The sequence below is a fragment of the Fibrobacter sp. UWB7 genome (genome assembly GCF_900142945.1).
Taxonomy (GTDB): Bacteria; Fibrobacterota; Fibrobacteria; order Fibrobacterales; family Fibrobacteraceae; genus Fibrobacter.
Map to the genome: position 1 here is coordinate 23,509 of NZ_FRCO01000007.1, position 22,489 is coordinate 45,997.

14 protein-coding genes and 2 tRNA genes are annotated in these 22,489 nt (G+C 48.8%); 5 read left to right on the forward strand and 11 right to left on the reverse strand.

The annotated features are described in order from the left end of the window. Positions 1 to 216: 216 nt before the first annotated feature. A complete protein-coding gene (gene serS, locus BUC30_RS14165; protein ID WP_073442886.1) occupies positions 217 to 1,503 on the forward strand; it encodes a serine--tRNA ligase in 1,287 nt (428 codons plus the stop codon). Between the two features lie 76 nt (positions 1,504 to 1,579). Here the strand turns inward: serS and BUC30_RS14170 are convergent, their stop codons facing one another. After that, a complete protein-coding gene (locus BUC30_RS14170; RefSeq protein WP_083555912.1) occupies positions 1,580 to 1,912 on the reverse strand; it encodes a hypothetical protein in 333 nt (110 codons plus the stop codon). A gap of 61 nt (positions 1,913 to 1,973) precedes the next feature. Here BUC30_RS14170 and BUC30_RS14175 point away from each other — a divergent pair, with 61 nt between their 5' ends. Next, a complete protein-coding gene (locus tag BUC30_RS14175) occupies positions 1,974 to 3,743 on the forward strand; it encodes an AMP-dependent synthetase/ligase (protein ID WP_244536667.1) in 1,770 nt (589 codons plus the stop codon). A gap of 90 nt (positions 3,744 to 3,833) precedes the next feature. Here BUC30_RS14175 and BUC30_RS14180 read toward each other — a convergent pair whose 3' ends face one another. The 7 genes from BUC30_RS14180 to BUC30_RS14210 all read right to left on the reverse strand — a co-directional run bounded on the left by BUC30_RS14180 (position 3,834) and on the right by BUC30_RS14210 (position 17,512). Then, positions 3,834 to 5,000, reverse strand: coding sequence for a phosphoglycerate dehydrogenase (locus tag BUC30_RS14180; RefSeq protein WP_014547018.1), 1,167 nt, complete (start codon positions 4,998 to 5,000; stop codon positions 3,834 to 3,836). A 30-nt stretch (positions 5,001 to 5,030) separates the two neighbouring features. Then, on the reverse strand, positions 5,031 to 6,779 hold the full coding sequence (gene ispG, locus BUC30_RS14185; protein ID WP_073442890.1) for a (E)-4-hydroxy-3-methylbut-2-enyl-diphosphate synthase: 1,749 nt from the start codon (positions 6,777 to 6,779) through the stop codon (positions 5,031 to 5,033). Between the two features lie 60 nt (positions 6,780 to 6,839). Next, positions 6,840 to 8,567, reverse strand: coding sequence for an HD domain-containing phosphohydrolase (locus BUC30_RS14190; protein ID WP_073442892.1), 1,728 nt, complete (start codon positions 8,565 to 8,567; stop codon positions 6,840 to 6,842). 23 nt (positions 8,568 to 8,590) lie between these two features. Next, positions 8,591 to 10,297: an HD domain-containing phosphohydrolase gene (locus tag BUC30_RS14195; RefSeq protein WP_083555917.1), complete on the reverse strand. Its 1,707-nt coding sequence runs from the start codon at positions 10,295 to 10,297 to the stop codon at positions 8,591 to 8,593. Between the two features lie 172 nt (positions 10,298 to 10,469). Further along, on the reverse strand, positions 10,470 to 12,710 hold the full coding sequence (gene pnp / locus BUC30_RS14200; RefSeq protein WP_073442896.1) for a polyribonucleotide nucleotidyltransferase: 2,241 nt from the start codon (positions 12,708 to 12,710) through the stop codon (positions 10,470 to 10,472). 20 nt (positions 12,711 to 12,730) lie between these two features. Continuing rightward, positions 12,731 to 13,003, reverse strand: a complete 273-nt coding sequence (gene rpsO, locus BUC30_RS14205) for a 30S ribosomal protein S15 (RefSeq protein ID WP_014547011.1) — start codon at positions 13,001 to 13,003, stop codon at positions 12,731 to 12,733. A 369-nt stretch (positions 13,004 to 13,372) separates the two neighbouring features. Beyond that, positions 13,373 to 17,512 carry a hybrid sensor histidine kinase/response regulator gene (locus BUC30_RS14210; RefSeq protein WP_244536668.1) on the reverse strand — a complete coding sequence of 1,380 codons (4,140 nt, stop codon included), beginning with the start codon at positions 17,510 to 17,512 and terminating at the stop codon, positions 13,373 to 13,375. 216 nt (positions 17,513 to 17,728) lie between these two features. On the opposite strand from BUC30_RS14210, the gene BUC30_RS14215 reads away from it, so the two are divergent. The 3 genes from BUC30_RS14215 to BUC30_RS14225 are packed head-to-tail and all read left to right on the forward strand — an operon-like array spanning position 17,729 to position 21,147. Further along, entirely contained in the window at positions 17,729 to 19,270 is a 1,542-nt protein-coding gene (locus BUC30_RS14215; RefSeq protein WP_073442900.1) for an NfeD family protein, read from the forward strand. Between the two features lie 40 nt (positions 19,271 to 19,310). Further along, positions 19,311 to 20,285: a flotillin-like protein FloA gene (gene floA / locus BUC30_RS14220; protein ID WP_073442902.1), complete on the forward strand. Its 975-nt coding sequence runs from the start codon at positions 19,311 to 19,313 to the stop codon at positions 20,283 to 20,285. A gap of 22 nt (positions 20,286 to 20,307) precedes the next feature. Further along, on the forward strand, positions 20,308 to 21,147 hold the full coding sequence (locus BUC30_RS14225; RefSeq protein WP_073442904.1) for a hypothetical protein: 840 nt from the start codon (positions 20,308 to 20,310) through the stop codon (positions 21,145 to 21,147). Positions 21,148 to 21,315: 168 nt separating this feature from the next. Here BUC30_RS14225 and BUC30_RS14230 read toward each other — a convergent pair. From BUC30_RS14230 to BUC30_RS14240, 3 genes are all read right to left on the reverse strand, one after another. Further along, positions 21,316 to 21,388 (reverse strand) — tRNA-Asn (locus BUC30_RS14230). A gap of 130 nt (positions 21,389 to 21,518) precedes the next feature. After that, positions 21,519 to 21,591: transfer RNA gene (locus BUC30_RS14235), tRNA-Asn, on the reverse strand. 69 nt (positions 21,592 to 21,660) lie between these two features. After that, positions 21,661 to 22,488, reverse strand: a complete 828-nt coding sequence (locus BUC30_RS14240; RefSeq protein ID WP_073442905.1) for a deoxyribonuclease IV — start codon at positions 22,486 to 22,488, stop codon at positions 21,661 to 21,663. Position 22,489: the final 1 nt, after the last annotated feature.

Below are 22,489 nucleotides of genomic sequence, written 5' to 3' on the forward strand. Positions count from 1 at the left end.
AAGTTATAATGTATATTCAAAAAATTTCGGGACAACACGTCCCGCTTAATTACCGATGTAAACACAAACAACAGAAGACTTAAGTAAAAGGGTTCTTAGTAATTAGTCAATGGTCAATAGTCATTAGTTTTCGTTAAATTTTCACTTCCTACTTCCTACTTTCTACTTCCTACTTTTCTATCTTTTTCCTCGTAAAATTTTCAACAGAGGCATAAAATGCTTGATATTAAAAAGATCCGCGAAAATCCGGAATATTATATTGCTGAAACCGAAAAGAAATATACGACCGTAAGCCTTCGTGACGTGCTCGCCGTTGATAACGAACGTCGCCCGCTCCTCACCGAAGTCGAACGCCTCAAGAGCGAACGCAACGCCCAGTCCAAGCGCATTGGCGAACTCAAGAAGAAGGGCGAAAACGCTGACGAAGCCCAGGCCGCCACACGCGAACTCGGCAACAAGATTGACGAACTCGACAAGAAGCTCAAGGAACTCGATTACAAGCAGACCGAAATGCTCATGCACGTTCCGAACATCGCTCCGCGTTCTCCGGAAGGCAAGGACAGTTCGGACAACGTTGTCGAAAAAGATGGTCCGATCCCGTTTGACTACTACACCAAGAACGATGACTTCGCCCGCGTCGACCACAAGACTCTCGGCGAACGCCTTGGCATTTTTGACTTTGAACGTGGCGCCAAGATTTCTGGTTCCGGCTTCCCGGTTTACCGCGGTCTCGGCTCTCGCCTCGAACGCGCCCTCATCCAGTTCTTCCTTGACGAACACCAGAAGGCCGGCTTCGAAGAATTCACTCCGCCGTACCTCGTTACCCGCAACACCATGCGCGGCACGGGTCAGCTCCCGAAGTTCGAAGAAGACATGTACCGCTGCGACAAGGATGATGACCTGTTCCTCATCCCGACTGCAGAAGTCCCGCTCACGAACCTCTACTCTGGCGAAGTGATTCCGGAATCTGAACTTCCGAAGCGCATCTGCGCCTACTCTGCTTGCTTCCGCCGCGAAGCTGGTAGCTACGGCAAGGACACCCGCGGTCTGCTGCGCTTGCACCAGTTCAACAAGGTTGAAATGGTCTACTTCGCTCATCCGGAACACAGCTACGAAGACCACGAAGAACTTACCCGCTTCGGTGAAAAGCTCCTCGAAAAGCTCGGCCTCCCGTACCACCGCCTTGCCCTCTGCAAGGGCGACCTCGGTTTCGGTGCCGCCAAGTGCTACGACCTCGAAGTTTACGCTCCGGTCGAAAAGAAGTGGCTCGAAGTCAGCTCCTGCTCGAACTTCGAAGACTACCAGGCACGCCGCGCCAACATCAAGACGAAGGTTAACGGCAAGAACGTCTACCTCCACACGCTTAACGGTTCTGGCCTCGCCACTCCACGCGTGATGGTCGGCATCTGCGACAACTACCAGCAGAAAGACGGCTCGCTCAAGATTCCTGAAGTGCTGCGTCCGTACATGGGTGGACTCGAATTCATCACCCCGAAGAAGTAATTCGGCATCCTGTCGCTTTGCGACGGGATCCACCAAATTTCAAAAAGCAAGTCCTCACGGACTTGCTTTTTTTCATCTACAATTTTTCCAACTTTTCATACGCGTCGTACAACCGCTGCACCCCATTCTCAAGCCCGTAGTAATGCTTCACATACGGCACGAGTAGCGCAAAGAAAAGCACGTCCAGCGCAAGCACCGGGATTTCCGGCACAACCACCAAGAATAAAATTCCACCAACAGTCAAAAGCGCAAACAAGATCATCACGAGCTCGTGAACCAAGCGCTCATGCTGAAAAAAGCCGATGTGCGTCCGCACCGACAAGAGCTGTTCCGCCGTCAAAGGCGCCCCAGCCTCCACCATTTTCAAAAGTTCATTTTCGTAATCGCTCAACTTTTTCAGCATATCCATAATATACTGAAATTTTTCAAAAAAAATGAGCTATTGCAAAATAGAATGTTATTTTAAAAGTATGGAGTCGTTGGAATTCAAATCTCTGCCGTCCATGTTCTTTGCGAACTGCGACAGAGCCTATTTTAAAGGATGGTATCACCGTAAAGACGGTGAGTGGATCCACTATTCCAGAGAAACTCTCAAACGCAACTCCCAAGCACTTGCTCTAGCCCTAAATTCACTCGGGTTAAAAGAAAAAGAAAGCGTCGGCATCATTGCGCCAAGTTCTCCAAACTGGATTATCGCAGACATTGCCATTCAACTGAACCACGCACGTGTCGTTCCGCTTTTCCCAAACATTTCATCGGAAAACTTTGCCTACCAAAGCATCGATAGCAACATCAAGATCCTCATCATCAATTCATTCGAAGAACTTGATGAACCCCTTTACGATTTAATCCCTCTTTTTTCAAAGATTATCTGCATTGACAGCGAATCATTCCTCCCCGATAACGGAATTTACTGGGAAGAACTCCTTAGAAGAGGATACGACGCTCTCGCCGACCAAGCACGCGCCAAATGGGTTGACAATCAACTTTCTACAATAAATTCAGACGATATTTTCAGTATCATCTATACAAGCGGTTCTACAGGACGTCCCAAAGGCGCTGAACTCACTCACAGGAACATGTTGGTACAAATTCAAAACATCAAACCCATGTTCCGATTCGACAACAAAAAAGATACCTGCCTTACAATTCTTCCAGTAGCGCACGTTCTCGAACGCATGGCAGTCTATTTCTACACGCTCAGTGGCGTTACAATTTACTTTGGTGACAATCCCAAAAATCTCTCGCACATTCTGCGCGAGGTCCGCCCCACCATCATGATTGTCGTCCCGCGCATTCTCGAGCGCCTTTACGAAAGCATGACAACTGCAGCGGATCGCGCCAAAGGCATCAAGCGATTCCTGATCAAGCAAGCCATTAAAATTGCAAAGATAAAGGACCCGAATAGAAAATTCGAACCTCTCCATTGGCTTTTCAATAGACTTGTGTACAAACAAATGCGCGAAGCCGTCGGTGGCAATTTCCGCATGATTATTTCGGGCAGCAGTGCCTTGAACAAATCTATTTTGCGTTTCCTTTTGAACATCGGTCTTCCCGTTTTCGAAGGCTACGGCATGACGGAATGTTCTCCGGTCGTTTCTGCAAATTGCAAACAAGCTATTAGACCCGGTTCCATTGGCAAGCCACTTGCACATCTCACCGTGCGAATTGGGAACTGCAACGAGATCCAAGTTCGTGGAGAAAGCGTCTTTAAAGGCTATCACAATCGCCCTGACTTAAACGGCAATATTTTTACCCCCGATGGTTTCTACCATACAGGAGACCAAGGCTACTTTGACGATGACGGATTCCTTTATTTCACCGGTCGCATCAAAGAACTGTTAAAAACAAGTACTGGGAAATATGTAAGCCCGAACCCCATTGAGCTTGAAATCACTCGCCATCCGCTTGTGGAGCAGGCGCTTGTCATTGCAAACGACCGAAAGTTCGCCTCAGCCATTATCTGGCTAAACCCAGTAGGCGCCCGCCGTATGCTCAAGCCACAAAATGAAGATTACGATGTCGAAAATGCGCTAAAGTCGCCGCTTATCTTAAATTCCATCAATCGCCATATCGAGCATATCAACCAAAAACTCAACCATTGGGAACAAATTCGCAAATGGACTTTGGTCGGTGACGAGCTCACGATTGAATCAGGGCTCTTGACACCCACATTAAAAATTCGGCGCACCGTTGCTGAAAAACGGTACGCCGAACAAATTGAAGCGATGTATTCTTAGCTATTAGTTGTTAGTCATTAGTCACTAGTTTAACAATCGCGGCTTCGCCGCCTGATTGAAATCTAATAACCAAAGACCATTGACCAATGACTAGAAGTGGATTACGCGGACCTTGATGACCTTGTCGAGCTTGGAGAGCTTTTCGACGATGGAATCATCGACCTTGCTTTCAACGTCAACGAGGTTGTAACCGATCTTGCCATTGCTCTTGTTGCTGAAAGAAGCAATGTTGATGCCTTCTGCACCGAACACCTTCGTGATTTCAGAAATCATGTTCGGAACGTCCTGGTTGATCACGACCACGCGGCTCTTGATGCCTGCATGCGGATGATCGACGAGAGCCGGGAAGTTCACGGAATTGCGGACGCAACCGTATTCGATGTAGTCCTTCAATTCTTCAACAGCCATCACTGCGCAGTTTTCTTCAGCTTCTTCAGTAGAAGCGCCGAGGTGCGGGAAGCAAGTGACCTTGTCGTTCTTGATGAGTTCTGCAGTCGGGAAGTCGCAGAGGTAACCCTGGAGGGAACCAGAAGCGAGCATTTCGTTCACCGGATCCATTTCAACGATGCCGCCACGAGCAAAGTTCATGATGTAGGAACCCTTGAACTGAGCGAGGTTCTTGCGATTGAGGAGGTTTTCGGTAACGCCCTTGATGAACGGAACATGAACCGTGAGGAAATCAGAATTTGCAATCACGGTGTCGAGGTCAGCAATTTCGACCTTGTTAGAAAGTTCATGCATGTTGTTTGCGTTCGGATACGGTTCGTAAGCGATCACGCGCATGTTCTTCCAACGGGCATAGTTAGCAACGAGCACACCGATCTTGCCGAGGCCAACAACACCGAGAGTCTTGCCGGCAAGTTCCATACCAGCAAACTTTTTCTTGCCGCTTTCAACAGTCTTTGCGAGATCCGGATCGTTCACGTCGAGACCCTTGACCCAAGCAGCAGCCTTGTCTGCGTTACGGACAGCCATGCCGAGCACGGTCATCACGAGTTCAGCAACAGCGTTTGCGTTTGCACCCGGAGTGTTGAACACGCAAATGCCCTTTGCAGAAGCCTTGTCAATCGTGATGTTGTTCACGCCTGCACCAGCGCGAGCGACAGCCAAAAGGCCGTCAAAATTGTCGGTATCAACTTGAGCAGAACGCACCAAGATAGCATCCGGATTTTCGATAGAATCGGAAACCTGATAGAACGGGCCAAACAAGCCCAAGCCTTTCTTGGAAATGTTGTTCATTGTCTTAATAGTTGCCATTTTTCATTCCTTTGTTTTAAGTTAAAACTTTTACGGTTCCACCCAGCGACCTTTTTCCTTGAGCAAATTCACAAGTTCTTCAATCGCGTTTTCTTCAGGGATGTTCTTCTTCACTGCGGTCTTGCCTTCAAAAAGTGTAATGCGGCCAGGACCACCACCGACGTAGCCAAAGTCGGCGTCCGCCATTTCGCCCGGACCATTCACAATGCAGCCCATCACTGCGATGGAAATATCCTGCAAGTGACCAAAGCGTTCCTTAATTTTGCCGAGCACCGTGCGAATGTCATACAGCGTGCGACCGCAGCCCGGACAGCTGATAAAGTTTGTCTTGCTACGGCGGCATGCAGCAGCCTGCAAAATATCAAATGCGAGCGCAACAGATTCCTTAGCGCCCTTGTAGCCGTCAATCACAACGGCATCGCCAAGACCATCCGTCAAGAGGCTTCCAAAGTCGGCAGAAACACGGAGCATGTCCTTGTCCGAGCTACCAATCTTTGCATAAAGCAGAATCGGGTCTTTGCGGCCAGCGGCAGCCAAAGCAGAAGCAAGAGCACGCACGCCATAGACCATGTCACTACCTGTGTAGCAGAAAATAGAGCCCGCCGGAACGCTCGCCGGATTTGCAGCAAAACCAGCCACATCCATAGCGTCCTTGAACGTCACAATGTTTGCACCGGCAGAAGCATCAAAGCCAGCCAAAGCAAATTCAGGACCACGGCGTTCGCCCGTGAGGCTTGCGGCATCAGACTTCACGCCCACCTTCACCGGAAGGCTACCGCCAATTTCCACGCCAGCAATCTTCTCCACAGAAGATTCGCGACGTTCGTAATGATACGGATCCTTCTTGAACACCGGCACATCAAACTTCGGAGCGTCAGCCTTGAGTTCGCAAGCTTCAATCAAGTCCTGTGCGACAGGAACTTCTGCCACCGGATCTTCAGTAAGCGAAACGCGAATCGTATCGGCAAGGCCATCGAGCAACAAAGCGCCAATGCCAGCGGCAGACTTCAAACGACCATCTGCACCTGCACCTGCTTCCGTCACACCCACGTGGAACGGATACGGCTTGAAGTTTTCCTGCTTCAAGCGAGCTGCGAGCAAGCGGTAAGCGGCAATTGCCACACGCGGATTGCTCGACTTGAGACTCAAGACCACCTGGTCAAAATGTTCTGCTTCGCAAACCGCCAAATATTCCAAGGCGCTTTCCACCATGCCTTCCACGGTGTCGCCATAGCGGTAAATCATACGAGCCGAAAGCGAGCCGTGATTCACGCCAATGCGAATTGCACGACCGAGACGCTTAGCTTCCTGTACAAACGGAGTAAATGCTTCGGCAACCTTTTCCTTGCCTTCGTCAAACAACTTGTCCGTCTGCTGGTCAAGTGTCAAAATGCCGGTATCTACAAAGTTACCCGGATTGATGCGTACCTTTTCGACCCACTTGAGCGCTTCAAAAGCAGCCTTCGGCTGGAAGTGGATGTCTGCAGAAACAGGCACCGTGCAACCGGCAGCGCGCACGCGCTTCATGACATCTTCAAGCCCAGCGGCATCGGCAAAAGTCGGAGTCGTGATGCGAACCAAGCCACATCCTGCCTTAGCAAGAGCAAGCGTCTGGCGGACGGTTTCGTCCACGTCCTTCGGCTTGGTCGTCGTCATGGATTGAACTAAAATGGGGGCGTTGCCCCCTATCAAGGCCTCGCCCACGCGGACCTGAACAGTTTCCCTGCGAACCGCCTTAAAACGGTCATCAACATACGGAAGTGTAGTAAAATCTAGCATGGCTCAAATTTAGAATTTTTTCCAATTTTGAGCCATCAATAATCACGCTGAATGCGTCAATTAATTAGCCTTTTCGACAGCAGCCCTTTCCGCTTCGCATTCCTTCCGATAGTATTCTTCGAGTTCCTCGCGGCTCTGGTCAAAATACTTCTTGAGGTTCGGATCAAAGTGCTTGCCCATCGACTTGTCGATGATATCGTAAGCATCATCAAAGGAGAACGCTTCCTTGTAACACCTCTTACTCACGAGAGCGTCATACACATCCGCAACAGCCATCACGCGAGCTTCCAGCGGAATTGCCTCTCCCTTGAGTCCATACGGATAGCCACTGCCGTCCCAGCGTTCGTGGTGGCCACCAGCCATGTTCTTTGCAATTTCCACAAACAGTTCGCTTTGGAAATTCGAAAGCAAATTCTTGATAATGATAGCGCCCTTTTCGGCGTGCGTCTTCATCTCATCAAATTCTTCAGGCGTAAACTTGCCCGGCTTGCAAAGCACGTGATCATCAATGGCAATCTTTCCAATATCATGCATCGGTGCTGCAGCAATCATGTCATCATAGAATTCTTTCGAATAATTGAGATCCGGGTCCTTCTGCATTTTGGAGACAAGAATACTGACCACTTCCTTTGTACGCTTCAGATGAGCTCCCGTAAAGCCATCCTTGTTGTTAACCATTTCTGCCATGCCAACAAGCATCTGGTTTTGGAACAAGCGAATCTGATCCTTGTTATTCTTGATCAATGCGGCAAGCTCTGTATTGTTCGCATCCAAGCGTTCAATGTAGCGCTGGATATTTGTTTCATCTTCAATGCGGAACAGGAAAATCTGCAATTTCTTGTTCTGGCGCACATTGCGCATCACCGCCTTGAAATAGCGATCCTTGTAAGTGAAGCGATAAACCTTGTCGCCATTAGCGCCCTTCAGTTGTTCCATTCCCTCTTTAAAGATGCCTTCAATTTCAATATCACTTGGCAATGCATGGTCTACACGGCAATCCAAGAGTTCCGGGAAATAGCGACTTGCAATATCATTGCATCCCAAATACTGACCTTTCGGAGAGAACGCCAAGTACGCCGCCGTATTTTCAGCTTCCAGAGATTCAAGCACACTGTTCATCACATCGTGCATTTTGACCAACGCACAAATGTAAAGCAAAACCAGTTCATCAATCAAGTACACAAGCGGCATGAGCAAAGTGTCGTTTTCCAAATTACGCGTCAAGATAAACGCACCAATGGAAACAAAAGCAAGCCCAGCAATCGCAATCAAAGTCTTGTAACTGACATTGCGCTTTTTCTTTGCCGCAACAATAATCACGACAACATTTGCCACCATGTAGAAGTACAGCAAGAAATCCCACAATACATGACCAGGTCCATATGTCGGCATATAGCTGCCAAAACCATTTAAGACAACGTAGCGAACCGATTCATAAAACACATCGCTAAAGCCCACCGTACAAGAAAGCGCAAATACAAAGGCGCTATACAGGAACATCAGCAGTTTGATCCATCTGGACAAATCAAAAGAGCACAGACGGCAAATCAACAAGAACAAGAAAAGCGGCAAGAAGCAAGCGCCCAAATAGCAAACTTTATTCGCAACAATAGCGCCCTCAATCGTCGTCGAAAGAGCGAGGAACAGGTAACCAAAATCGGCAAGAACAATCGAAAAGAAGAATGCCGTAAAATAAGTATTTAGCGGTCTGCGATAAAAGCACGAGAGCAAACAGGCGTTCACTCCCGAGAAGACACACATCGCAATCAAGTAATAGATAACAAACATACCACTCTCTCAAACAAGTTCAATCAATGATCAACAGAACAGTAATAATCCATCAACTGATCCTGGCATTCCAAGAACGAATCCTTCAAATGCGGGTCAAACTGCTTGCCCATCGACGCCAAAATCACATCACGAGCTTCCCTAAACGACATGCGTTCCTTGTAGCAACGCTTGCTTACCAAAGCATCGTACACATCGGCAAGAGCCATAATTCTAGCTTCCATCGGGATATCTTCGCCAGAGCGTTGCTCCGGGTATCCCTGACCATCCCAGCGTTCGTGATGGTAAAGCGCCATGTTCTTCGCGACACTGACAAAATAACTGTCTTTCACATCAGAGAGAAGCTTCTCGATAATGTTAGCACCCTTCTCCGCATGAGTCTTCATGATTTCACGATCATCAACGTTGAAACGTCCCGGCTTGCGCAACACGGCATCGTCAATAGCCACCTTACCCAAATCGTACATCGGAGCGGCAGCAATCAGCACATCGAGGAACTTATCGGACAAGTTATCAAAGCCCTTCTTGCGCATCATCGAAACAAGGATCTTCACAACTTCGCTCGTACGCTTGATGTGACCGTCCATGTTCCCCGCACGGCTTTCCGCCATCTGCGCCATACCGACAATCCACTTTTCCTGCACCGAGAGTTTTTCGTTCTCAGTCTGCACCATGTTCTTTTGCAACATGGAATTGCTACGTCCAAGAGCGTCAATATACTGCCTTTCCTGCGTATTGTCTTCGATTCTGAACAGGAACACGTTTTTCCCGTGGACCTGTCTCAAGACTTTAACCTCGCACTTGTAGTGGCGCCCCGAATAGTTGAATTCGGTCATCTGGCAGTAGTCTGTCAAAATCCTTGATTTTCTGTACTTCTCGATCCACGAAATAATGTGCTGTTGCAATTCCGTCTCGCCTTTCAAGTGGGCATCCACTCTCATCTTGACGAGTTCCGGGAAAAAGTCCATAGCAATGCGGTTTGCACCCAAATAGGCGCCATCAATGGAGAACGACATGTACGCACAGGAACTTTCCGTTTCAATCGATTCAATCACACATTCCGTAATATCGTACCATTTGACGTTGTTGCAAATGTACAACAGGAGGATCTGGTCAAGGGCATAGATAAACGGCATAATGAGCATGTCGCTTCCCAAGAATCTAGCCAAGAAGAACGACATGATTGTCGCAATTTCGCCAATAATCATGGCAATGATATTCTTGAGCGAAACCATTTTCTGATGCAAAATGGCTCGAATGATAATCCAGATATCCAGGATTACATAGCTTACCAGGAATGCATTAAACAAGCCATGAGCCCAGCCATATGTCGCCACATAGTTACCGACACCCGCCTGAACCACATACTCCACAGTCTTGTAATATGCCGGGAAATAGCCAACCGTCATCGCCAATGCACAAATGGCAAAGCTCATAAAGATAAGGGTCAAGTGCAACCATCTAGGGATGCTCATCTTGCAAACTTGCAAAAGCGCAAAGAACATGAACATCGGCAAAAACGACCCACCAAGGTAGTTCACCTTGTTGGCAATAATCGCCCCTTCAACGGATTCCGAAAAACCTAAAAGCCAGTGACCAAAATTCGCGACAAGGATCGCATAGAAGGCGTAATAAACGTAATTATTTCGCTGGTTTTGAAAACGAAGCGAAAGCACTGCCAAGTTGACAGCAGACAAAACAAACATCAATGTTAAATAGATGTAACCCATATCCGCAACTGGTATGTAACTATTTATAAAGGTAATCTATTTTTGCAAAAAAGAGCAATCCGCCTCCTAAAAAAGTCCTCTTTGCAAAAAATCCCATACAAAAAATAAAAAAGAAAACGCATAGCCTAAACCATGCGTTTCCATAAAAGAGCCAATTTGGACTAAACCAAGACTAAGCTTCAGTCGGAGCTTCGGCAGCAGGTGCTTCCGGAGCAGCTTCAGCAGCCGGGGCAGCCTTCGGAGGGAGCAAAGCCTTCATAGAGAGCTTCACCTTGCCCTTCGGGTCAACACCGAGGCAGAGCACTTCGACTTCGTCACCGACGTGAACAACATCTTCGACCTTATCGACACGGCGGTCGGCAAGTTCAGAGATGTGAACGAGACCATCGCGACCCGGGAGGATTTCGACGAATGCGCCAAACGGCTGGATCGTCTTCACCTTGCCCTTGTACTTGCGACCCGGTTCCGGTTCTGCAGTGAGTTCTTCGATCATGCGGCGGCAAACTTCACCAGCCTTACCCGTCGGGGCAGCGATGTCGATATTGCCGTTGTCGTCAATGTTGATGGTGCAGCCAGTCTGAGCCTGCATACCCTTGATGACAGAGCCACCGGAACCGATAACGTCACGAATCTTCGTGGTCGGGATGCGCATCTTGAGCATCGTCGGAGCCTTTTCAGAAACGTGCGGACGCGGTGCCGGGAGACCGAGTTCAGCCATCTTGCCGAGGATATGGATACGGCCCTGACGAGCCTGTTCCAAAGCTTCGCGCATGAGTTCCGGGGTGATACCGCGGATCTTGATGTCCATCTGGAATGCAGTGATACCTTCAGCAGTACCCGTTACCTTGAAGTCCATATCGCCGAGGTGGTCTTCCGTACCGGTAATGTCGGACAAGATCTTGATCTTGCCGCCTTCCTTGACGGAGCCCTTTTCGGAGATGAGGCCCATGGCGATACCTGCAACCGGAGCCTTGATAGGAACGCCAGCGTCCATCAAGCTGAGGCAGCCACCGCAAACAGAGGCCATGGAAGAAGAACCGTTGGATTCCATGATTTCGGAAACCACGCGGATCGTGTACGGGAAGTCTTCCGGGAGCGGAAGAACTGCAGCGAGGGAGCGTTCGGCCAAGTGACCGTGACCAATTTCACGGCGAGAGAGACCGAGCTTCTTGCATTCACCGACGGAGAACGGCGGGAAGTTGTAATGGAGCATGTAGCTCTTTGCGCCTTCGCCCTGCAAGCTTTCGAAACGTTGTTCGTCAGCCTTTGTTCCAAGCGTACAAATGACGAGACCCTGGGTTTCGCCACGCTGGAAGATTGCAGAACCGTGAGCACGCGGGAGCACGCCCATTTCGATTTCGATCGGGCGGACTTCGGTCGTGGTACGGCCGTCAAGACGAACGCCTTCGTTCAAAATCATTTCGCGCATAGCCGTGCGTTCGAGGTCACTGAAGATGCCCTTTGCATCTGCAGCGAGCTGAGCATTCTGTGCTTCGCCTTCACCGATGATAGCGAGGATACGCGGATCTTCGAGCATACGAGCGCAGAGGTCTGCCATAGCCGGATAGAAGTCCGTCTTCACCATGTTAGAGTGGACGTCCTTGTTCAGTTCGTCCCAGACAACTTCCTTAACCGTAGCAACGAGCTTGTCGTGTTCTTCACCAACAAACTTCGGCTTGAGTTCCATCTTCGGCTTAGCACAGCGGTCCACCAGTTCCTGTTGGGCCTTGCACATCTGCTTGATGACTTCGTGACCAGCGAGGATAGCGCCAATCATCGTGTCTTCGGACACTTCGTAAGCACCACCTTCGACCATGCACACAGAGTCTTCCGTACCGGCGACCACGAGGTCTAGATCGGCCACGGCAACCTGGTCATAAGTCGGCATCACGATGTTCTGGCCATCGACCACAGCCACGCGAACAGCAGCGACCTGCTGTTCGAACGGGAGTTCAGAAAGACCGATAGAGAGAGATGCAGCACTTACGCCAAGAACGTCCGGAGCGAACTTCTTGTCGGAAGAAAGAACCTGAACGATGACCTGGACTTCACGAGTGAAGTTTTCCGGGAACATCGGACGAATCGGACGGTCGATGATACGAGCAGAAAGAATTTCTTCATCGCTCGGACGACCCGGTTCGCGCTTGCTATAGCCACCAGGCAGGCGTCCGGCAGCGTAAGACTTTTCGCGGTATTCAACTGTCAGAGGGAAGAAGTCACCATCCTTTTCTTCACCGTAGCAAACGGTAGAAAGGACAAACGCGTCCCCCATCTTGGCGACAGCAGAACCACGTGCCTGCTTTGCGATACGGCCTGTTTCAAACGTAATGACACGACCATCCGGAAGGTTTACAGACACTTCCTTCGGGTCGAGCATCTTGCCGTATTTAGCTTGATAAGCTTCTGTTGACATAAAAATCTCCAGTCAGAGAATTAGCCGCGGAGACCGAGATCCTTGATCAATGCACGCTGAGCGATAATGTCCTTTTCGCCGTAGTACTTGAGAAGGTTCTTGCGCTTTGCAACCATCATGGACAGACCGCGGAGAGAGTGGAAGTCCTTCTTGTTGGTCTTGATGTGTTCGGTGAGGTTCTTGATCTTTTCCGTGAGGATAGCGATCTGAACGCGGACGTTACCGGTGTCCTTTTCGTTAGCACCAAACTTAGCGGTGAGTTCTGCAGCCTTTTCTTTTGTGATAGTAGCCATTGTAGCCATTCCTTTTTTTGATTGTTTGTTTCATTACATGTTTTTGTCCGAGTTTACTGCTCTAGCACCAGTGGAATTGGCGAATCTGGTCACAGGACCCAGGCAAAAATGCAATTTGAGCTCATATATAGAAAATTAGTGGTTAGTTAATAGTTATTAGTTATTAGAAAATGCAGGAAAAAGGGTCTTTTTAACTGGATTCTTCCCCTTTCAGGGTCAGAATGACGTCAACACAATCGTCATCCTGAACGATAGTGAAGACAACTCAGAAGGCGAGTGTTGCGACCATGCTTGCATGGACATAACCGAGCCAAAGAGTTGGGGCTTTAGCCCCATCCAGTCAATTTTCCAAGCCCTTGTCTTACTGCTCTACAAGAATCTTGACAGAACTTCCTTCAGTTTGCTGACGTTCACGGGTTTTGCCACATGCTCGTTCATGCCGGCATCCAAAGCCGCCTGCTGGTCATCAGCAAACGCGTTTGCCGTCATAGCAATAATCGGGATATCCGCCGCAATCTTGTTATCGAGCTTACGGATAAGCCGCGTTGCCTCGTAACCATCCATAATCGGCATCTGGACATCCATCAAGATCAAGTCGCAGGCGCCCGGCTGTACATTTTTCATGTACTCCACCGCCTTCTCGCCATCGCAAGCCGTCGTCACAAGGATTCCGCAGTCTTCCAGAATTTCCTGAGCAATTTCACGGTTCAGTTCGTTGTCATCGACAAGCAACACCTTCTTACCGTTAAAGCTGACTTTCTTATCCGACACAGGAGTTTCCGCCTGCATCAGCCCAAAACTACGCATCAGCGTATCACGGGCATCTGACGGGAACACCGGCTTGCTCACAAAGTTGTGGATTCCAACTTCAGTCGCCTTGTCCTCGATATCCGACCATTCATAAGCAGACATCACAATCACGAGGATATCATTCCCCAGCAATTCGCGAAGCATCTTCGTCGTCTTCATGCCATCCATGTTCGGCATGCGCCAGTCCACGAGGAACGCATCATAAGAACGTCCTTCATTCTTCAAAGCATCCACTCGTTTCAAGGCATCCGCACCGGAATAGCAACACTCCGCATCAACGCCAAATTCCTTAAAAATCTGCGGAATGCTCTTAGCGCAGTCCACATCATCATCAATGACAAGAACCCTCTTGCCTTCCAGTTCCTTGATGCGAGACGATTCCTGCTTAGTCCCAGCAAGCTTGAACTTAAAATCGATAACGACATCGGTTCCTTCATCCACCTTGCTCTTGATATCAATGGAACCCTTCATCATATCGACTATGTTCTTTGTAATCGCCATGCCAAGGCCAGTTCCCTGAATACCAGAAACCGTCGAGGAGTTCACACGCGTAAAGGCATCATAAATCTTCGGCAAGAAATCTTCACTCATGCCAATGCCCGAGTCTTTGATCCTAAATTCATAAGCCCCAAAGCCCGGTTCCGGAGATTCCTTCTGCTCCACGGAGAACCAGATAGAGCCACCTGCAGGTGTGTACTTGATAGCATTCGAAATCACGTTCAATAAAACCTGATTCAAACGAAGCCTATCACAGACAACATCTTCATTGTGGACACCGATACTATTGGCAAAGAACTGCAACTTCTTTGCATTGATATCCGCCTGCACAATATCCTTGAGCGTATGGATAATCTCGGGCAGGTGTTCCGGCTTTGCATTCAAGTTCAGCTTGCCCGATTCAATACGGCTCATGTCAAGCACATCGTTAATAAGCGACAGCAAGTGATTCGACGAAAGTTCAATCTTTCCAAGGAATCCCTTGACCTGCTCCTTGTTGCCAATATGCATGGTCGCCAGTTCCGTATAACCGATAATAGCATTCATCGGAGTACGAATATCATGGCTCATGTTGTTAAGGAACATCGTCTTTGCACGCGATGCGGACTTCGCCATTTCAAGCGCCTGTTCCAAAGCCGCCTGCTGCGCCATTTCCTTACGATAAATGACATCGTTATTAAAGAGCCCAACGAGTACGCGACGGTTCTTAGACCAGTCACCCATCTTGGTCACCTTCATGCGGTACCATTTAAGGCCTTCGCTAGTTACGCGTCGATAATCCTGGAAGAACGAGTTTTCATGTTGCAAGCGAGCAATAACATTATCTCGATTAAGAGCATGGAAAATCAAATCCACATCGTCCTTATAGACAATCTTGCGGACATCCTTCACCCTGTCCTTAAAGAAGTCAACGCCTTCTCCAGTCTCTTCATTAACGACATCCTTGAACTTTCCGCCTTTCAACGAAACGCTAAACAAGCCCGTATCGATATTGACATCGAACACGACTTCATACTGGTCCGAAAGGCTCATAATGCGTTCAATATTTTCCTGGTGTTCCGTTTCTGCACGGTACTGGGCATCCACTTCGACAAAGCCAACAGCGATAAGCTTCGGCGGGACATCAATCGGTTCAGCCTTGGCAAACACGAGACGCGTGTACTTGTATTCAGTACCGTAGAGGTGTCTAAATACAATGGTCAAGCGCTTCTGGTGCATAAGCTGTCCGGCCACATACTCTCTAGAAGCAAGCCCGATAAGCTTTTCACGGTCATCCGGGTGCGCCATATCCAGGACAAACGCCTTAAAGACATCTTCCAGCCTTTCGCAGTTGGCAAAAGGATCCTTTAAAGCAGCCCTAATATCTTCACGAACAGCAAGAACACCGCTTGTGTTATCGACAAGATTGAAGTAGAAGAGTGATGAATAATCTTCCGAAAGAATGTCGATAATTTCAAGGTTCTGCTTCAGGTTCGACTGGATTTCCATCTGCTTCTTGATTTCTTCATCGACACTGTGCAGACCAAAAACGATACCCTTGAGATTGCCAATTTCATCCTTGTCGGCAATAATCTTCATCTGGTAACAAACTTCCTTGCCTTCAAGCTTGATCTTGAAGTTGACATGAATCACCGATTCGTTCTTCAACGTCGAGACAAGGCGATCGCGGCTCGTCTGCACCTGGAACTGATTTTTGTCAGAATCACAGACAAGATACTTGAGCAACAGATCCATTCTCTTAGAGAAACTCTTTTCAGAAGACCATCCAGGGATTGCCTTCAAAAGCACAGAACTAGCGCGGTACGTCACCACAAAGTCAGAAGAGGAATCTTCGCCAATCGTTACGTAGTTCACAAAGTCAAAGTCAGAAGCCAGGGATTCAATCACCCTGTTATTACGGTCCATTTCCTGACGTTGAGCAACAGCCTTATTGACTTCGGAATCGATATTTTCAACAGCCACGATGACATGATTTTCGTCCTTACTGGACTTAATCGCCTTCATACGATAGAACTGCGGATTTCCATCAATGACAAGCCTGTACTCTACAGATGCACTTGGATTTTCTTCAAGACGTTTTAAGAAGGAACCCTTTTCCATAAAGTGCATGACAATTTCAAGATCGTCTTCATAAAGATTATGACGCAAGCTCGATATCGATTCAAAGAAGAAGTCCTTTCCGTGAACCTCTTCGTGTAGCTTATCCATAAGCCTGTCGGAATGGAACGTGTCAAATGTATCGTCCAGAACGTTCACGTAGAAAATGCATTCGTAAGTTCCGCTCAAGGCATCGGCAATTTCGGAATACTCGTTACTTTCGGCCTCGGCCATGCGGCGAGCATTCCACACCGTGCGCAGCAAGTACAAAAGAATCACGAGAAGTTCAATGGCTGAAATTCCGATATAGAACTTGCGGATTTTATCGACACGGGCAAATGCAATATTTTCGTTGACATACAAAAGCTGAGTCCAGCAGCCACCAAACAAAGGCAGAGCCACCAAAAGCTTAGCCTCATCCGACGAAGTTTCCTCGTACGACAAATGCGCACTTTCACCCTTCATCACGTTAGCAGCCCATTCATCCAAAGAATAACCGCTCTTGGGATTGATAGTCCTTACCAGATCATTAAAATTCTTCCATTTTCCCGTTTTTTCGACAACAAAAGACCCATCTCGACGGTCAACCACAATCAGGGAAACCTTACCCTTGAACGCATTTGACGCGACATAGCCATATAGCGGCTTGATTTCGGAAACAGCAGAAAGCATAGCCACCACCTGCCCCCTACGACGGACAGGCACCATCTGTTCAAACACGATATTTTCGGAATGAACAACATCGCGACCCACTTTCGAAATGTACGGCTTGGGAGATACGATTTTCTGATAATGCTGAATATACGAAGAGTCAAAAACAACGGCATGGTCTGCAATAATGTGACCATCGGGCAAATAAAGGCGAACCACCGACACCAAGGGACCGATGCGGGTGCCGCGAATCATACGCACCATATTTTCGGAGAGGAGGTTTTCTTCCATCCCCACCACGGTCGAAATATTGGAAAGAGCGCTCAAAAGCGAACGGCCTAAAAAGCCCATCTTCGCTTCGGAAGCATAGGCAACTTCGTCAAGGGAGTCCCAGCTATCGTCAATCGCCTGCCTGTTTATGTACAAAAAAGAAACGTTTGTTACAATAAACAAAAACGCAACTAGGAGCAGCGATACAATTAGATTTCTTTTAAAAAAATTATTGTTCATAAGTTTTTTGTAACATTTCCAAGTATATTATACATTTTGAAAACGCGTTTCGACGGGAAATTTCAAAAAATAAATGCATTTGAACTAGTTTTCTTTAAAAACGTGCTTTTTTTCACAAAAATATGTCCATACGAAAACAAATCTTTATACATTGACGATATGAAATTATTACCCAAATTATTTCTCCTTTTAGCATTTTTAGCCTCATTTACGTTCGCCGATACGACAACCGTCACAACACCAGTGGTCAATTCCGCAAAAACCGAGATTTCAGCCCCCAAAAAGCAGGCGGTCTGGATTAAACTGGAAGGCGACGTCGACCCCGCCATGTACGAATTCTGCGCCCGCGCTATTGGTGAGGCGCTCGAAAAGAAACCGGACTACATCGTCTTTGAAATAAACACGTTCGGCGGTCGCCTTGATGCCGCATTCGACCTCGTCGATACCATCATGGCCGTCAAGGGTCCCGAAACCATCGCTCTCGTGAAAAAGAAGGCAATAAGCGCGGGTTCGCTCATCGCACTTGCCTGCAAACGCCTCTACATGCTCGAAGCCACAACTATTGGCGACTGCGCCCCGATTGTGCAAGGTGGCGACGGTACACCGCAAATCGTCGGTGAAAAGATCCAGTCCCCGCTCCGCGCAAAGTTCAGGAACCTCGCCCAGCGCAACAACTATCCCGAGCTCCTAGCCTCCTCGTTTGTGACTCCGGAACTCGAAGTACTTGAGCTTACCGCCACGCTTGATAAGGGAACGCCGACACAGCGCGACACCACGCTTATCATTGAAGGCAAAAAGTTTGCAGTCCTCGACAGCACCGAAAAGAAGTTCTGGGGCGCGCCCAAGATTCTCGTAAAAGAAGGCGAACTCTTGACCATGACCGACAAGGAAGCCGAAGAGCTCGGTTTCTCCAGAGGTACATTCAAGAACCGCGAAGACTTTGAAACAAAACTCGCCATCGAACGCAAAAGCGAAGTCGAAACGAACACCGGCGAGAAAATCGCAAGCGCCATCGCCGCTATCTCAGGCATCCTCCTGATACTCGGATTCGGTGCACTTTATATAGAATTTAAGACGCCTGGATTTGGAATGTTCGGCATTATCGGTATCATCCTTATCGGCATCGTCTTTTTCGGGCAGTTCGCACCGCAGCTCGACGGCTACATCCCGGCAATTCTGCTTGTGGCAGGCGTGATTTTGTTCTTAGTCGAGATATTCGTCATGCCGGGCACGTTCCTATTCGGCGTTGGCGGCATCGCCTGCATGATTATCGCACTCATCATGAGCTTTGATACGGCAAACATCCCGGAATACGTCCCAGAAGCCGTCGAAACAACATTCGATGCCACCCCATGGCTATTCGGGTTGTTCTTCGTTCTCGGGAGTGCAGCAATAGCACTCATCATCCCGATTGCCGCAAGCAAGTACCTGATTCCGCTTTTACCAGAAGGCTGGACTCCGATGCTCAAGACCGACATGGAAACAGCCGTCTCCCCGACCGAAGCTGTGCAAGAAGTCGCCATTGGCACTGTCGGAACAGCCAAAACATTCCTCCGCCCTGTAGGCCAAGCAAGCTTTACTCTGCCGGATGGAAGTACAAAACTTTTCGACGTACAGACCCACGGCGAAATCATCGAAGCCGGCGAAAACGTCAAGGTCGAATCCGTGCAAGAAGCCCACATCTGGGTAACCCGCGCCTAACATAGATTTTAAACAAAACAACTAACTTGGAGAAAAACAAATGGATACACTTCTTACCGTTGGCATTATCATTGCCGCCATCGTCGTCATCATCGTTCTCGCCTTTATCGGCAAGTTCTTTAGCCTCTGGCTCCAGGCCTTGTTCTCCAAGGCAAACGTGAGCATTTTCCAGCTCATCGGTATGCGCCTCCGTAAGGTTCCGCCTCAGGTCATCGTGGAAGCCCGAATCCTCAGCTGCAAGGCGGGTCTCCCGGTCGATACGAACTTGCTCGAAGCCCACTACCTCTCCCGCGGTAACGTGCTCCGTGTGATCCAGGCACTCATCGCTGCCAACAAGGCAAACATCAAGCTCGACTTCAAGGAAGCTGCAGCCATTGACCTTGCCGGCCGTAACGTGCTCGAAGCTGTGCAGATGTCCGTGAACCCGAAGGTCATCGAAACTCCGAAGGTTTCCGCTGTGGCTCTCGACGGTATTCAGCTCCACGCCATTACCCGTATCACTGTGCGCGCCAGCATCCAGAAACTCGTCGGTGGTGCCGGCGAAGAAACGGTCGTAGCCCGCGTTGGCGAAGGCATCGTGTCCTCCATCGGTTCTGCACAGAGCCACAAAGAAGTGCTCGAAAACCCGAACATGATTTCCAAGAAGGTGCTCGCCTCCGGCCTTGACGCAGGTACAGCATTCGAAATCCTTTCCATCGACATTGCTGATGTGGACGTGGGTCAGAACATTGGTGCTATCCTCGAAACCGACCGTGCCGAAGCAGACAAGAAGATCGCTCAGGCAAAGGCAGAAGAACGCCGCGCCATGGCATTTGCTGCAGAACAGGAAATGAAGGCCAAGGTGATGGAAATGAAGGCAAAACTTGTGGAAGCCGAAGCCCAAATCCCGATGGCTATGGCAACCGCTCTCCGCGACGGAAAGCTCGGCGTGATGGACTACTACAACCTCAAGAACATCGAAGCCGACACGCAAATGCGTAAAGAAATCGGAACCGCCCCGGAAGTGAACAAGTAATTTGACCAAAAGGGTTTAGCCCATGGAATCATTACTCATATTCATCGCCATCTTTGTCATTGACGCTCTCATCAAGCGGGCAAATGCAAAGAAGAAGTCTCAGCAGCAGCCACCGCCGTGGCAAAATTCTGAGACGGATTCTTCGCATGACCTCGAAGACGAAACCAGCGACGAAGATTTCGACGAAAGGACAGACGAGGACGCTCCTCCGGAGCCAAAGCCATTCGCCGCCCGCAAACTGCAAGAGTACATCAAGCAGTTTGAAGCAGCACAACGCGAGGCTTCCCAAGGAACGATGGAATCTCCAATGCCCCCACCCATTCCCGAGAGCAATCATCGCATGGGAAATCATGTGACCATGCGAGAAGTTGCAGAGAACATCGTCCAGTTAGACATTATCGATGTCGAATACCTGATGGATGAATTCGAAATGTCCGAAGGTAGTGCTATCGAGATGATTTCTCAACTTCAGCTCCACCGCATCATCGGTCATGATATGGGAGAAGGCGTATATGACGTTCTCGTACAAGATGTCGCAGAGCTGAACAACCTGTTATCACACGAGCACCTTGAGTCCATGAAGCCACACGCAAATGTGTCTTCGGCGTTAAGCGAAAAACAAAGCCAGCTCAAGATTCTCGAAGAACGTGCCCGCAAGGCTCGCGAAGAAGCAGACGAAGCCGCCCGCAAAAGCGATATCGAAAACGGCTATTCTGGAGAACCTACCGAGATTACAGACCCGCTTAAAAAGCGCTCTGTTGAGCGCTCTATAAGCCGGGAAAGCGTCCGCCGTGGATTCATCTGGGGTAAGGTTATCGACGAACCCAGATTCAAGAAACGCTGGACTGCATACAGCAGGTAATTTTCGCGACCAACCAAACGCGCGACCTGTAAAAATCAAACAATTCATCCCGGACGGTTCCACCGCCCGGGATTTTTCAACCGATGTGAGAGAAAGCGGATCAAGCCCTCCATGACGCGATTTAACCTAAAACACAAAACCCCCGATCTTTCGATCGAGGGTTTTGAGCTGCTTCACTTGGACTCGAACCAAGGACAACGCGATTAACAGTCGCGGGCTCTACCAACTGAGCTATGAAGCATCGACGGGCACAAATATAGACGTTTTCTATTCTTTTGTCAAGGGTATTGCACGCATTTTTCGTTTTTATTCAATTTTTGTTATTGGGGCAAAAACACAAAACCCCCGATCTTTCGATCGAGGGTTTTGAGCTGCTTCACTTGGACTCGAACCAAGGACAACGCGATTAACAGTCGCGGGCTCTACCAACTGAGCTATGAAGCATCGACGGGCACAAATATAGATGATTTCTATTCTTTTGTCAAGGTATAAGCGTAAAAAAGTTCAACTTTTTTAGCGTTCACGACTGCGCATCAAGGCAATCTCTTGTGCATAGCCGGGCAACTCATTCGGAGTTTCCAAATAGAACGGAAGTCCTTTCAGCGCCGGATGATTTACCACGTTCACAAGAGCCTCGAGCCCAATATTTCCGCCACCAATCACTTCATGGCGATCCTTGTGGCTACCCATAGGATTCTTGCTATCATTCAGATGAACAGCATGCAAACGCTTGAGTCCAATAACCTTGTCGAAAGATTCAAGCACATCGTCCAGATGGTTTACAATATCATAACCACCATCAAATACGTGGCATGTATCCAAACAAACGCCAACCTTTTCGCTGAGTTCTACGCGATCGATTATCGCCCGCAACTCCTCGAAAGTGCGCCCTACTTCGGACCCCTTCCCTGCCATCGTCTCCAGCAGCACCTTTGTCTTCAAATCCTTATGCAGAATATTATTCAAGTGCTGGGAAATAAGTTCAATTCCGACCTCGGCACCTTGCTTCACATGGCTTCCGGGATGAAAATTATACATTGCTCGCGGGAAATGATCCATGCGGAACAAGTCATCCTTCATCACGTCTTGAGCGTACTGCCTAAGCGACGGATCAGCCGCACAAGCGTTCAACGTGTAAGGAGCATGGGCAAGAATCGGCGCAAAGCTATGGGCATCCATAAAAGCATTCAGAGCTTCGGCATCAGCCTTATCAAAAGGCTTTGCGGCACCGCCACGCGGATTACGCGTAAAGAACTGGAACGTATCGGCTCCAATGGAAAGGGCTGTCTCGCCCATCGCCAAGAAGCCTCCCGAAGACGAGAGATGGCAACCAATATGCATA

Coding starts and splice junctions, on each gene's coding strand:
- ispG (WP_073442890.1), bottom strand. CDS start 6,779: ATGCTAGATTTTACTACACTTCCGTATGTTGATGACCGTTTTAAGGCG.
- BUC30_RS14225 (WP_073442904.1), top strand. CDS start 20,308: ATGGAATCATTACTCATATTCATCGCCATCTTTGTCATTGACGCTCTC.
- BUC30_RS14175 (WP_244536667.1), top strand. CDS start 1,974: ATGGAGTCGTTGGAATTCAAATCTCTGCCGTCCATGTTCTTTGCGAAC.
- pnp (WP_073442896.1), bottom strand. CDS start 12,710: ATGTCAACAGAAGCTTATCAAGCTAAATACGGCAAGATGCTCGACCCG.
- BUC30_RS14195 (WP_083555917.1), bottom strand. CDS start 10,297: ATGGGTTACATCTATTTAACATTGATGTTTGTTTTGTCTGCTGTCAAC.
- rpsO (WP_014547011.1), bottom strand. CDS start 13,003: ATGGCTACTATCACAAAAGAAAAGGCTGCAGAACTCACCGCTAAGTTT.
- BUC30_RS14240 (WP_073442905.1), bottom strand. CDS start 22,488: ATGCATATTGGTTGCCATCTCTCGTCTTCGGGAGGCTTCTTGGCGATG.
- BUC30_RS14215 (WP_073442900.1), top strand. CDS start 17,729: ATGAAATTATTACCCAAATTATTTCTCCTTTTAGCATTTTTAGCCTCA.
- floA (WP_073442902.1), top strand. CDS start 19,311: ATGGATACACTTCTTACCGTTGGCATTATCATTGCCGCCATCGTCGTC.
- serS (WP_073442886.1), top strand. CDS start 217: ATGCTTGATATTAAAAAGATCCGCGAAAATCCGGAATATTATATTGCT.
- BUC30_RS14180 (WP_014547018.1), bottom strand. CDS start 5,000: ATGGCAACTATTAAGACAATGAACAACATTTCCAAGAAAGGCTTGGGC.
- BUC30_RS14190 (WP_073442892.1), bottom strand. CDS start 8,567: ATGTTTGTTATCTATTACTTGATTGCGATGTGTGTCTTCTCGGGAGTG.
- BUC30_RS14170 (WP_083555912.1), bottom strand. CDS start 1,912: ATGGATATGCTGAAAAAGTTGAGCGATTACGAAAATGAACTTTTGAAA.